Here is a 12,022-nt window from a genome sequence, read left to right on the forward strand (position 1 = left end):
ACTGGGAAGGAAGATCCTGATGAATCGTAAACATCTACCCGCCAGTCTTCTGATGATGACCCTGCTTCTATTTCTCATGAGCGCAGCAGCAGAAGCAAAAGAGCCTGTGATGGCGCCAAGGATAGAGGCGCCGACATTAAATGGTGACATGCAGATGGTTCCCGAAAAAGGGAAAAAGACCATTTTGCATTTTTGGACAACATGGTGCCCGTCCTGCAAAATGGAGCTGCCCGAATTTGAACAGATTGTGAAAGAAAATCAGAGTGATGTTGACATATTGACCGTGAATTTACTAGGTGCTGAACAAAGTAAACATGCTGTTGCCCAATTTGTGAAAGACAGAAGGTTTACATTCCCGATCATCCTAGATGAACACGGAGAAATGATGAAGAAATATCAAATCATCACCATCCCAACGACCTTTTTGATTAACGAAAAAGGAGAAGTGGTGAAAAATCATGTAGGTCCACTGACGAAAAAACAAATCAAAGAGTGGACAAATTCGTAGAACAAATCCTTTATGTGAAAGAACCAATTCTGTTGGTTCTTTTTTGTGTTCGTTTGCTTTTCATCTGAATACACTGTGCTCAGAAGAAGACGGAACGATCTATATCAATAATGATAATTATTATCAAAAAGAAATTATAATAATTATTAATTGAAAATTGATCAGAACCTGTTATAATGAGTTACAGACCAATAAAAAGCTTGAAATAGCAGAAAATATAGATGGAAAAAGAAACGGGTAACGATTGATAATGTGAAAACGATTATCAATTAGAGAGGAGAAAACAATCATGAATGAGAATACAGCACTTTACCAAACGACAAATCAAAAGGAATCGAAATGGTCCTTACATAAATGGGCACAGCACGGAGAATTAATTGCAGCAGGTATCTCGGGGATTCTCATTTTAATTGGATGGATTCTAAAGGATCAGAGCATGTGGAGCATTCCTCTTTTCATCCTAGCATTTGTTATTGGAGGTTTTGCAAAGGCGAAGGAAGGAATTGAAGAAACGATTTCGTCGAAGACCTTGAATGTGGAACTTTTAATGATTTTCGCAGCAATAGGCTCAGCTCTAATCGGCTATTGGGCAGAAGGCGCTATCTTAATTTTTATTTTCTCACTGAGTGGTGCGCTTGAAACGTATACGTCAAATAAAAGCAAGAAAGATTTAACAGCATTAATGAGCATTGCACCAGATGAAGCAACTTTAATTGAAGAAGACGGTACGACCATTCAAATCGCCGCTTCATCATTAACACCAGGTGACCGGATTATGGTCAAAGCTGGGGAACGTATTGCAGCAGATGGTGTCATTTTAAGCGGGAGAACAAGTGTGGATGAATCTGCCCTCACAGGCGAATCTATTCCACAGGAAAAAGGGCAGGGGGAAGACGTATTTGCAGGAACAGTGAATTTAAATGGTTCCTTAACAGTGGAAGTCACGAAACATAATGAAGAAACGTTATTCCATAAAATTATTAAACTTGTTGAATCCGCTCAAGAAAGTGTTTCGCCAAGCCAGGCATTTATCGAAAAATTTGAGGGGGCCTATGTAAAAGGTGTGCTGATCACCGTTGCGGTATTAATGGTTCTGCCTCATTTTGTACTCGGCTGGAGTATGAGTGAAACCTTCTATCGGGCAATGGTGTTTATGGTCGTTGCTTCACCTTGTGCTCTTGTTGCATCCATTATGCCAGCCGCACTGTCACTGATCTCAAATGGCGCAAGAAATGGGATGCTTGTCAAAGGAAGCGTCTTTTTAGAAAAACTAGGCACAAGCAGTATGATTGCTTTTGATAAAACGGGGACGATTACAAGCGGGAAGCCAGCCGTAGAACAAGTTGTCATGACGGAAGGGCAGGATGAATCTGCTTTTTACCAGGCACTCTATCAAATTGAGAGTCAATCAAACCACCCATTAGCGAAAGCAATTTCTGATATGGCAAAAGAGCACCAAACAGAAAGAACAGTCCATGTCACCATTGAAGAAACCTCTGGATTTGGTGTGAAAGCACAATTAAATGGAGAAACGTGGCGGATTGGGAAGAAAGACTTTGCGGGTAAGGCGTCAATCGACCGCGAGATTGAAGAGACAGGTGATGACCTTTCAGCGCAAGGATACACAGTGGTCTACGTTCAAAAGGATGAAAAAGTTGTTGGCTGTCTTGGCCTTAAGGATCAAATCAGACCTGAAGCCAAAAAAATGATTCAAGAACTAAATGATTTAGGCATCCAGACCGTCATGCTGACAGGAGATCAGCAAAAAACGGCTGAAGCGATTGCGCAGGAAGCCGGCATCCAAACCGTAGTGGCTGAATGTCTTCCAGATGAAAAGGTACATGAGGTCAATCAATTAAAAAAACAAGGTAATTCAATCATCATGGTAGGAGACGGAATCAATGATGCACCAGCGCTTGCCACAGCAGATGTTGGGGTTGCGATGGGCGGAGGCACAGATGTTGCCTTAGAAACAGCGGATCTCATCTTAATGAAGAACAATTTAAATAACCTAACAAAGATGATCCGTCTTTCAAGAAAAATGAATCGAATCATTAAGCAAAACATTATTTTCTCATTAACGGTGATCTGTCTGTTAATTTGTGCGAATTTCTTACAAGTGCTTGATTTGCCTTTTGGCGTCATCGGGCATGAAGGAAGTACGATTTTGGTCATTTTAAATGGTCTGCGTCTGCTTCGTGCATCTTAAATCAATCATCAGAGCGCACTGGATTCATGCCAGTGCGCTTTTGTGCGAAATAAAGCAAAAACTGATACAATAGACCAGTAGTAAAACGTGTGAGGAGGATCATGATGAACCGAATGAAGAGCTTGTCTTCTTGGCTTAAGAAAGAAGACATTCAAGGTGCATTTATACATACAAAGGAAAATGTGTTTTATCTATCTGGATACTTCACAGAGCCGCATGAAAGAGTGATGGGGCTGTTTGTGTTCCAAGAGGCAGAACCATTTTTTATTTTGCCTAAAATGGAAGTCGAGCAGGCAAAAAATGCAGGATGGTCCGGCGATATTATTGGATATGAAGATCATGAGAATCCATTTGATTTCATTCAATCAGCGATAGAAAAACGCGGTATTCAAACGGCGCGTCTTGCGATTGAAAAAGAATCGATTCCGCTTCAAAGAGCTGAACAGCTCCAAGCTGTTACCGGGGCAGAAACGTTCGTCCGGGCTGAAGATGCGCTCAATCAGCTCAGACTGATTAAAGATGAATCTGAAATTGCTACACTCAAAAAAGCGGCTCAATTGGCAGATGAAGGTGTAAAAATTGGGGTTAACGCCTTAAAAGAAGGAGTCACAGAAACAGAAGTGCTCGCTGTCATAGAATATGAACTAAAGAAAAAAGGCATTCAAGGTATGTCCTTTTCAACTATGGTTCTCTTTGGTGAAAAATCAGGCGAGCCTCATGGAAATCCGGGACAGGCAGCCTTAAAAAAAGGTGATTTTGTGTTATTTGACCTTGGCGTCATTGTCGATGGATATTGCTCAGATATCACAAGAACATTTATCTATCAGGAAGCTTCTGAAAAGCAAAAGGACATCTATCAAACCGTCTTAAATGCAGAAATGGCAGCTCTTGAAATGAGTAAGCCCGGCGTGAGAATCGGTGATCTTGATTTAAAAGCCCGCGGGCTGATCACAGAAGCGGGATATGGTGAATATTTCCCTCATCGCCTCGGACATGGGTTAGGGGTTTCTGTTCATGAGTTTCCTTCTATGAGTCAGGCAAATGACGATCTTCTGCAAGAAGGTATGGTGTATACGATTGAACCAGGAATTTATGTCCCAGAAGTCGGCGGCGTAAGAATTGAAGATGATGTTCTCATTACGGCAGATGGTCCAGTCACCTTAACCAATTATCCGAAAGAGCTGACGATCATCAAGTAATGAAAAAAATCACGATGAACGTCCAGGTATTGGAAGTGTCATCGTGATTTTTTATCACTCTTCTCGATCCTTATCAACAAAAAAATCATCAATTGATTGAAACGGTTTGATTTTATGTTCTTTTCCTAAAGGATGTAATGCAAAACGAGCAGAAAACAAAACAGTCATACATAATATAATCCATATGATGAAACCCATCTTGAATTCCCCTTTCCATCCAGTGATTTGTTCAGCTCACATACATCTTAAAGTATGAAACGCTTACCATATCAAGAGAAAGTAGGAGAAAAAATGGCAAACATAAGGGAGATTGCGAAAAGAGCGGGCGTATCTGTGACAACCGTATCACGTGTGTTGAATGAGCATCCTTATGTTAAAGAAGAAAAAAGGGAACGTGTTCTACAAGCGATGAAAGAGCTCAAGTATACGAGAAACATCCAGGCGGTTCATTTAGCGAAGGGCTATTCGAATATGCTTGGCATCGTCCTTCCAAACATTGAACACTCTTATTTCAGTGCACTCGTCACAGGTATTGCAGAAAAAGCACAGGCGCGCGGCATGCATTTTGCTTTATTTCAAACAGGATATGACCCATTAAAAGAAAAAGAAGCGTTAATGAGTTTAAAAGAGCGCCGTGTGGATGGTTTAATATTTTGTTCAAATGCGTTAAGTGATGGTCACATTTTAAAGTGGCAGGAATCAGGGCCGATTATATTTTGTCATCCTGCACCGCACGATCAATGCTCAACCGTGTCGATTGCGCATGATCAAGCATTTAAGGAAGGCCTGCATCATTTGGCGGCATGCGGCCATCAACGAATTGCGATTGTTCTCGCCAGAACAGAAGGAGCGAATAGCGAGTCGCGACTTCAGGCTTATCAAGATATGATGCAATCGCTCGGGCAGACCATTGATGAGGATTGGATCATCGAAGGGAAGTTATCTCTGCTTGATGGGAAGCAATTATTTGTAGAATGGCAGAGAATGGAAAATCGTCCTACAGCTTTATTCATTACAAATGACGAAGTCTCTGCCGGCTTTTTATTAGAGGCGCAGCGTCATGACATAAAAGTAGGAGAATCACCAGCCATACTCAGCTTTCAAAATAACCAATTAAGTGAGGTTTTGGGGATTTCCAGCATTCATATTCCCCTCAAACAAATGGGACAGGAAGCGTTTGACTTGTTTGACCGGGCATTAAAGGGAGAGAAATCAGAAAAAAGAATGCTGCCATTTCGCCTGATTGAGCGAACAACAACCGTTTTGAAAAACAATCGTTGACGCACGTTTCATCTGTTTTGTACGATAAGAGGGATTGAATAAGAAGGAGGTGGGGATGTTCATGGAATCCTTCACCGTTGATAAAGCGTTAAATAATAATGTCATCATCGCAAGACACCCTTCTTTGGGCGAAGTGGTTCTGATTGGGAAAGGGATCGGCTTCGGTAAAAAATCGGGGGATCTTCTCGATCAAGACGTGTTTGAAAAAATGTTTGTGTTAAAAAACACGAAGGAACAAACAGAATATAAACAACTGCTTCATCATATTGATGAGAACATGATCGGGCTTGCCAATGACGTCATTTATCATATACGAGAAAAAATGGGACAACGATTGAATGAGCATATACATGTTGCACTGACCGACCATATTGCGTTTAGTTTTAAGCGGGTGCAGCAAGGCTATGATATCACGAACCCTTTTATGCTTGAGACGCAATCGCTTTACCCGAAAGAATACGAGGTTGCAAAGGAAGTTGTTGAACTGATTAACGAGCGGCCAGATGTCGAAACGAAGCTGCCAGAAGGAGAAATTGGCTTTATAGCGCTCCATATCCATTCAGCTTTGACGAATCGGCCATTATCTGAAGTGAACCGTCATTCGCAGCTCATTACACAAATGGTCCAAGTCATTGAAGATTCATTTCATATGAAAGTAGACAGAGAAAGTATTCATTATTTACGCTTATTACGCCATATTACGTTTTCAATTGAGCGTATTAAACGGGGAGAATCATTAGAGGAGCCAGAAAAATTGCTTCATCTATTGAAAAATGAATATCCTTTATGCTACAATACTGCTTGGAAAATGATCAAAATTTTGCAGCATGCATTGAAAAAGCCTGTACAGGATGCTGAGGCTGTCTACCTGACACTTCATCTGTACAGATTGACAAATAAAATTTCATAGTTTCCTTGAAACGTGTAACTGATTCGATCAGGCATGAGTGACTTAAGGTAAATACAGGATAAGATCCTGTTATTTGCGCAACCTTATATCACCATGCCTTTTTTTGCGTTTGAAAGTGAAATGTAAACGGTTAATTATGAAATGTACGTCAGGGAGCATCCCAAATGTATGTTGTAAGCGAAAACAAAAGGAGGTTCAACCAGTGTTTAAATCACTTTTTGGTGTGTTGCAAAAAATTGGACGAGCACTCATGCTTCCAGTTGCGATCCTTCCTGCTGCTGGTATTTTACTGGCACTTGGGAATGCGATGCAAAATCCGCAGCTGATTGATGTAGCTCAATTTTTAAGCAATGATACAATTCAGCTTGTTGCAAGTGTCATGGAGAATGCGGGGAACATCGTCTTCTCGAATCTTCCGCTATTATTTGCTGTAGGGGTTGCCATCGGTCTTGCCAATGGAGACGGAGTGGCAGGGATTGCCGCTATCATCGGTTACCTTGTCATGAACGTCACGATGAGTGCCGTATTAATGGCTAACGGATCCATTCCATCTGATTCACTCAAACTGGCTAAGTTCTTCAAGGAAAGCCATCCAGCATATATTAATATGCTCGGCATACCGACCTTGTCTACCGGCGTTTTTGGCGGGATTATCGTCGGGGTATTAGCAGCTTATATGTATAATAAATTTTACAAAATTGAGCTCCCGCAATATCTTGGCTTCTTTGCTGGTAAGCGTTTTGTTCCAATCGTTACTTCTATTTCAGCACTTATTTTAGGGCTATTGATGCTAGTCATTTGGCCGCCAATCCAAGGTGCACTGAACTCATTTTCAACAGGACTGCTCGCAGCGAATGAGCCGCTGGCTGCCTTTGTATTCGGAGTCATTGAACGATCATTAATTCCGTTTGGTCTGCACCACATTTTCTACTCACCATTCTGGTATGAGTTCTTTAGCTACAAGAGCTTATCAGGAGAGCTTGTCCGTGGTGACCAGCGTATTTTCATGGCGCAAATCAAAGATGGTGTACAGCTGACAGCTGGTACATTCATGACAGGGAAATATCCGTTCATGATGTTCGGTCTTCCAGCAGCAGCACTTGCGATTTACCATGAAGCAAAACCAAAGAATAAAAAGCTAGTAGCAGGAATTATGGGATCAGCGGCCCTTACTTCTTTCCTTACAGGGATCACTGAACCGCTTGAATTCTCATTCTTGTTTGTTGCACCAGTATTATTTGCGATTCACTGTGTATTCGCTGGATTATCCTTTATGATAATGGATATTCTAAACGTGAAAATCGGGATGACCTTCTCAGGAGGGTTAATCGACTTCTTCCTATTTGGTATCCTGCCAAATAGAACCGCTTGGTGGCTCGTCATTCCAGTAGGTCTCGTACTTGCTGTCATTTACTACTTCGGATTTAGATTCGCTATTCGCAAATTTAATCTGAAAACACCTGGCCGCGAGGATGAAGCAGCAGACGGAGCAAGTGAGGCGAAGTCTGAAAAAGGTAATGACTTGCCTTATGAAATCCTTGAAGCAATGGGTGATCAAGAAAACATTAAGCACCTGGATGCTTGTATCACGCGTTTACGTGTCACTGTGAATGATCAGAAGAAAGTGGATAAAGACCGTTTGAAAAAGCTTGGCGCTTCTGGTGTTCTCGAAGTAGGAAACAACATCCAGGCCATTTTCGGCCCGCGCTCTGATAACTTAAAAACACAAATGCAGGACATCATTGCAGGCCGGACGCCTCGTCCAGCGAAAGACCCTTCTGCAAAAGAAGAAGTCAGCCAGCAGGTTGAAGAAGTTATTGCAGAGCCGCTTCAAAATGAGCAAGGGGAAGAAATTTTCGCTTCACCAATTACAGGGGAGCTTCATCCAATTACAGATGTACCAGATCAAGTATTCTCAGGGAAAATGATGGGTGACGGTTTCGCCATCTTGCCAACAGATGGAACGGTTGTTTCACCGGTAAGAGGGAAGATCTTAAATGTGTTCCCGACGAAACACGCCATTGGCCTGCAATCTGATGGTGGACTTGAAATTTTGATCCACTTCGGAATTGATACGGTCGGCCTCAAAGGAGAAGGGTTTGAAGCATTTGTACAAGAGGGAGATCAAGTAGAAATCGGTCAAAAACTTTTAGAGGTTGATATTGATAAAATTAAGTCTGAAGTACCATCTTTGATGACTCCAATTGTATTTACCAACTTAAGTGAAGGACAATTTATTGACCTTCAAGCATCCGGTGAAATCAAAGCTGGACAAGAAAACATCATGAAAATTTCAAAATAATTTTCATAACTGCCGTTCTTGTTAGATGACAAGCTCGGCAGTATGATATAATATTGTGGATGTATTAATTGTATAAAAAGGAGATTGATAAAAATGGCTCAACAAACATTCAAAGTAACTGCAGATTCTGGAATTCACGCACGTCCTGCAACAGTTCTTGTACAAACTGCTAGTAAATATGATGCTGATATCAACTTAGAATATAATGGTAAAACAGTGAACCTGAAATCTATTATGGGTGTAATGTCTCTAGGAATTGCGAAAGGTGCTACAATCACAATCTCTGCTTCTGGTTCTGATGAAAATGATGCACTTGCTGCGCTTAAAGACACAATGAAAAGTGAAGGCCTAGGCGAGTAATGCAACAACTGAAAGGAATCGGTGCTTCAGCAGGCGTTGCGATTGCAAAAGCGTATCGTCTGGAAGAACCAGATTTAACAGTTCACCAAAAAGACATCAATGATCCAGAGACAGAAGTGAAGCGTTTTGAAGAAGCAATTCATGTTTCTAAACAAGAACTTGAAGCAATTAAAGAGCATGCGCTAAAAGAGCTTGGCCAAGACAAAGCAGATATCTTTTCTGCCCACCTTCTTGTGTTAAGTGATCCTGAACTGCTAAACCCAGTAAAGGATAAAATCAAATCTGATAAAGTAAATGCTGAGTTTGCTTTAAAAGAAACAGCGACAATGTTTGTCACAATGTTCGAAGCAATGGACAATGAATACATGAAGGAACGTGCAGCGGATATTCGCGACGTAACGAAACGTGTGACTGGCCATTTGCTAGGCGTTGACATTCCAAACCCAAGCATGATTTCTGAAGAAGTCATCATCATTGCTGAAGATTTAACACCTTCTGATACTGCTCAGCTGAACAGACAATTTGTCAAAGGCTTTGCAACAGATATCGGCGGTCGTACTTCTCACTCAGCGATCATGGCAAGATCTATGGAGATTCCAGCAGTTGTTGGGACAAAAGAAGCAACAAAAACGGTGAAAAACGATGATCTGATCATTGTGGATGGTATTAGCGGCGACGTCATCATTCAGCCTTCTGAAGATGAAGTGAAAGCGTATCAAAAAAAGCATGAAGACTACTTAGCTCAAAAAGCGGAATGGGCGAAACTTGTTGACCAGCCAACGGTTACAAAAGACGGCGTTCACGTAGAGCTAGCTGCAAATATCGGAACACCTGAAGATGTAAAAGGTGTACTTGAAAATGGCGGCGAAGCAGTCGGATTGTACCGTACTGAATTTTTATACATGGGCAGAGACCAGCTTCCTACAGAAGAAGAGCAGTTCGATGCGTATAAAACAGTTTTAGAGAAGATGGAAGGGAAAGCAGTGGTTGTCCGCACACTAGATATTGGTGGCGATAAAGAACTTCCTTACTTGCAACTTCCAAAAGAAATGAACCCATTCCTTGGCTATAGAGCCATTCGCCTTTGCCTGGAAGAGCAGGAGATTTTCAGAACACAACTACGCGCCTTACTTCGTGCAAGTACATATGGAAACTTGAAAATCATGTTCCCTATGATCGCGACGTTATCAGAATTTAGAGAAGCAAAAGCCATTTTACTTGAAGAAAAAGAAGCATTGGTTGCCGCTGGTACAGACGTTTCTGATTCCATTGAAATCGGAATGATGGTAGAAATTCCATCAACAGCTGTCATCGCAGACCAATTTGCAAAAGAAGTAGATTTCTTCAGTATTGGAACGAATGATTTGATTCAATACACAATGGCTGCTGATCGAATGAACGAACGAGTGTCTTATCTTTACCAGCCTTACAACCCAGCGATTTTACGTCTTATTACGCTTGTGATCGAAGCAGCGCATAAAGAGGGTAAATGGGTCGGCATGTGCGGTGAGATGGCAGGAGATGAAATCGCAATCCCGCTTCTACTTGGATTAGGATTAGATGAATTCTCAATGAGTGCAACATCCATTCTTCCAGCTAGAACGCAGCTAAGCAAGCTTTCTAAAGAAGAAGCTGCATCATTTAAAGAGCATATTTTATCACTTAGCACAACAGAAGAAGTGGTTGATTTCGTCAAGAAGACGTTTCAACAGAACTAAGTGAATGAAAACCAGACAGGTGAAACTGTCTGGTTTTTTTGTCGAATTTTATCATATTGAGTCATATTGGGCAGTGAGAAGGGCACCCTATAATTAAAAAATGGAGGTGACCAGATTGCCTTTCTCAGACTACAAACCGGGTGATCAAGTATATGTGATTTATCGAAATCCACATGCTGCAAACGTAGCACAAATTAAAGAAGCAGAAATTGTTTCACATCCATACAACGAAGAAGAGCTTGCCCTCTTTTTACTTGAAACGTATCATCCATTAGCACCTGATGATGCTGTGTTTCCAACATATGAGGAAGCAGAAGCTCTTTATCAAGACTTGTTTGAATAAGGGAGATTTTAGAAAGGATAAAAGCCATCCTGTGCGGTTAAAGTAACGGTATGAAAACTTTAAAGGTAAGGATGTGCTTAATATGATCAAACCTTTCGTTCCCCAGCTTGTTTACATTGAACCCCGGGCGTTAGAGTACCCGTTAGGACGAGAGCTGAAGGAAAAGTTTGAGGGTATGGGAATCGAAATAAGAGAAACGACTTCACACAACCAGGTCAGAAATATTCCGGGAAAAAATGACTTGCAAAAGTATCGTAATGCGAAGTCAACGCTTGTTATTGGTGTGAGGAAGACATTGAAGTTTGACTCGTCTAAACCATCTGCAGAGTATGCGATCCCATTTGCAACAGGGTGTATGGGACATTGTCATTATTGCTATTTGCAAACAACAATGGGAAGTAAGCCGTACATTCGAACGTACGTCAATGTAGAAGAAATATTAGATCAGGCAGAGCAATACATGAACGAGCGGGCGCCGGATATCACGAGATTTGAAGCATCATGTACTTCAGACATCGTAGGAATTGACCATTTGACACATACACTCAAACGAGCGATTGAATACTTTGGGCAGACCGACTTAGGAAAGCTTCGCTTCGTCACGAAGTTCCATCATGTCGATCATCTGTTAGATGCAAAGCATAATGGCCGGACAAGATTCCGTTTTAGTATCAATGCCGATTATGTCATTAAATATTTTGAGCCCGGCACATCACCGCTAGATCAGCGGATTGAAGCGGCTGTTAAGGTCGCAAAGGCAGGCTATCCTCTAGGCTTTATTGTTGCTCCAATCTACATCCATGAAGGCTGGCAGGAAGGATATAAAGTTCTTTTTGAAAAGCTTGATGCAGCTCTTCCTGAAGATGTGAGAGACGATATCACCTTTGAGATGATTCAGCATCGCTTTACAAAACCAGCAAAGCGTGTGATTCAAAAAAACTACCCAAAATCAAAATTAGAGTTGGATGAAGAAAAAAGAAGGTACAAGTGGGGAAGATACGGAATAGGAAAATATATCTATCAAAAAGATGAGGAACAAGAACTAAGAAAGACTTTAGAGTCATATATAGATCAGTACTTTCCTTCTGCAAAAATTGAATATTTTACTTAAAACAAGCCAATAAGGCTTGTTTTTTCTATTTAAATTTTCTTACAACTATTGAATGCGGTATCATTTTGCCGATATATAAAT

General features: G+C 41.2%; 11 protein-coding genes. 10 read left to right on the top strand and 1 reads right to left on the bottom strand.

Annotation, left to right across the window (positions count from 1 at the left end; genetic code table 11):
* The first annotated feature begins 19 nt into the window (after window positions 1-19).
* From stoA to NSU11_RS06725, 3 genes are all read left to right on the top strand, one after another.
* Entirely contained in the window at window positions 20-508 is a 489-nt protein-coding gene (gene stoA / locus NSU11_RS06715; RefSeq protein WP_044331916.1) for an endospore biogenesis thiol-disulfide oxidoreductase StoA, read from the top strand.
* Window positions 509-797: 289 nt separating this feature from the next.
* On the top strand, window positions 798-2,717 hold the full coding sequence (locus NSU11_RS06720; RefSeq protein ID WP_056766305.1) for a heavy metal translocating P-type ATPase: 1,920 nt from the start codon (window positions 798-800) through the stop codon (window positions 2,715-2,717).
* A gap of 104 nt (window positions 2,718-2,821) precedes the next feature.
* Window positions 2,822-3,916, top strand: a complete 1,095-nt coding sequence (locus tag NSU11_RS06725; RefSeq protein ID WP_073204970.1) for a Xaa-Pro peptidase family protein — start codon at window positions 2,822-2,824, stop codon at window positions 3,914-3,916.
* Window positions 3,917-3,970: 54 nt separating this feature from the next.
* Here the strand turns inward: NSU11_RS06725 and NSU11_RS06730 are convergent, their stop codons facing one another.
* Window positions 3,971-4,114, bottom strand: a complete 144-nt coding sequence (locus NSU11_RS06730; RefSeq protein ID WP_162842493.1) for a hypothetical protein — start codon at window positions 4,112-4,114, stop codon at window positions 3,971-3,973.
* Between the two features lie 93 nt (window positions 4,115-4,207).
* On the opposite strand from NSU11_RS06730, the gene NSU11_RS06735 reads away from it, so the two are divergent.
* The 7 genes from NSU11_RS06735 to splB all read left to right on the top strand — a co-directional run bounded on the left by NSU11_RS06735 (window position 4,208) and on the right by splB (window position 11,941).
* Complete coding sequence (locus NSU11_RS06735) at window positions 4,208-5,197, top strand: LacI family DNA-binding transcriptional regulator (protein ID WP_073204972.1); 990 nt, start codon at window positions 4,208-4,210, stop codon at window positions 5,195-5,197.
* A gap of 55 nt (window positions 5,198-5,252) precedes the next feature.
* On the top strand, window positions 5,253-6,107 hold the full coding sequence (locus tag NSU11_RS06740) for a transcription antiterminator (RefSeq protein ID WP_073204974.1): 855 nt from the start codon (window positions 5,253-5,255) through the stop codon (window positions 6,105-6,107).
* 202 nt (window positions 6,108-6,309) lie between these two features.
* On the top strand, window positions 6,310-8,409 hold the full coding sequence (ptsG, locus tag NSU11_RS06745; RefSeq protein WP_149125700.1) for a glucose-specific PTS transporter subunit IIBC: 2,100 nt from the start codon (window positions 6,310-6,312) through the stop codon (window positions 8,407-8,409).
* Window positions 8,410-8,502: 93 nt separating this feature from the next.
* Window positions 8,503-8,769, top strand: a complete 267-nt coding sequence (locus tag NSU11_RS06750) for a phosphocarrier protein HPr (protein WP_003211078.1) — start codon at window positions 8,503-8,505, stop codon at window positions 8,767-8,769.
* Window positions 8,769-10,487, top strand: a complete 1,719-nt coding sequence (ptsP, locus tag NSU11_RS06755) for a phosphoenolpyruvate--protein phosphotransferase (RefSeq protein WP_024426847.1) — start codon at window positions 8,769-8,771, stop codon at window positions 10,485-10,487. Before NSU11_RS06750 ends, ptsP begins: the two co-directional genes overlap by 1 nt.
* A 100-nt stretch (window positions 10,488-10,587) precedes the next feature.
* Window positions 10,588-10,830, top strand: a complete 243-nt coding sequence (locus NSU11_RS06760; RefSeq protein ID WP_044331928.1) for a transcriptional regulator SplA domain-containing protein — start codon at window positions 10,588-10,590, stop codon at window positions 10,828-10,830.
* A gap of 82 nt (window positions 10,831-10,912) precedes the next feature.
* On the top strand, window positions 10,913-11,941 hold the full coding sequence (gene splB, locus NSU11_RS06765; protein ID WP_024424698.1) for a spore photoproduct lyase: 1,029 nt from the start codon (window positions 10,913-10,915) through the stop codon (window positions 11,939-11,941).
* Window positions 11,942-12,022: the final 81 nt, after the last annotated feature.

The organism is Bacillus sp. FSL R5-0712, assembly GCF_038593285.1.
Taxonomy (GTDB): Bacteria; Bacillota; Bacilli; order Bacillales; family Bacillaceae; genus Bacillus; species Bacillus safensis.

Coding starts and splice junctions, on each gene's coding strand:
- ptsP (WP_024426847.1), top strand. CDS start 8,769: ATGCAACAACTGAAAGGAATCGGTGCTTCAGCAGGCGTTGCGATTGCA.
- NSU11_RS06740 (WP_073204974.1), top strand. CDS start 5,253: ATGTTCATGGAATCCTTCACCGTTGATAAAGCGTTAAATAATAATGTC.
- NSU11_RS06750 (WP_003211078.1), top strand. CDS start 8,503: ATGGCTCAACAAACATTCAAAGTAACTGCAGATTCTGGAATTCACGCA.
- NSU11_RS06725 (WP_073204970.1), top strand. CDS start 2,822: ATGAACCGAATGAAGAGCTTGTCTTCTTGGCTTAAGAAAGAAGACATT.
- NSU11_RS06730 (WP_162842493.1), bottom strand. CDS start 4,114: ATGGGTTTCATCATATGGATTATATTATGTATGACTGTTTTGTTTTCT.
- NSU11_RS06720 (WP_056766305.1), top strand. CDS start 798: ATGAATGAGAATACAGCACTTTACCAAACGACAAATCAAAAGGAATCG.
- stoA (WP_044331916.1), top strand. CDS start 20: ATGAATCGTAAACATCTACCCGCCAGTCTTCTGATGATGACCCTGCTT.
- NSU11_RS06760 (WP_044331928.1), top strand. CDS start 10,588: ATGGAGGTGACCAGATTGCCTTTCTCAGACTACAAACCGGGTGATCAA.
- NSU11_RS06735 (WP_073204972.1), top strand. CDS start 4,208: ATGGCAAACATAAGGGAGATTGCGAAAAGAGCGGGCGTATCTGTGACA.
- splB (WP_024424698.1), top strand. CDS start 10,913: ATGATCAAACCTTTCGTTCCCCAGCTTGTTTACATTGAACCCCGGGCG.